Below are 789 nucleotides of genomic sequence, written 5' to 3' on the forward strand. Positions count from 1 at the left end.
CGTTGCCCAGCCATCTGGAGGGCAGCCAGCGGCAGCGTGGCTGGCATCTGAGCGTCCATGGCATAGCCCACCACCGCGCGTGAATGCAGATCGAGGGTCACCGCCAGGTACAGCCAGCCTACTTTCGTCGGAACGAACGTGAGATCGGAAGCCCAGACCTCGTTAGGCTGCTGGACGTTGAACTGACGGTCCAGGAGATTCGGGCAGACCGGACAGAGATGGGCATTGTCTGTCGTGCGCACCCAGCGCCGTTTGCCTCTGGCCCGCAGACCCCCAGCACGCATCAAGCGGGAGGGCGCGCTTCCTGGAGACCTGCACACCTTCCGCGCGCAGCTCGGCATGAATGCGCGGGGCTCCGTAGCGCCCTTTGCGGCGCTGGTGGATGTCCTGGATGCGCTGCTGGAGCAGCGCATCCCATTGCTTTTGATTAGAGACGGGCCTTCTTCGCCAGCTGTGGTAGCCGCTCACCGAGACCTCCAATATGCGATACATCACGTCCAGGCGGTATTGCGGACGGTGATCGGAGATGAAGCGGAACCTCAGCGTGTGGTTTCTTTGGCAAAGAAGGCGGCGGCTTTTTTTAGAATCTCCCGCTCCTGGCGCAGGATTTCGTTCTCTTTGCGGAGCCGTCGGATCTCTTGTTGTTCCGGAGTCAGATGCTGCTTTCCCTGGCCAGGGAAAGCAGCATCGCCCTGTTCCTGTTCGGCCGTCAGCCATTTGCGGAGCAATGAGGCACCCTCGCCCAGTTCGCGAGCAGTGTGGGAGAGGTTGCCGCCCGTTCGGGCGAGC

At 62.1% G+C, this 789-nt stretch carries 1 pseudogene; it reads right to left on the reverse strand.

Annotated features, from left to right (window positions below):
- Positions 1 to 789, reverse strand: a pseudogene (locus tag IEY21_RS16670) (IS3 family transposase); the annotation flags it as partial.

The organism is Deinococcus aerophilus, from assembly GCF_014647075.1.
In the GTDB taxonomy this organism is placed as follows: Bacteria; Deinococcota; Deinococci; order Deinococcales; family Deinococcaceae; genus Deinococcus; species Deinococcus aerophilus.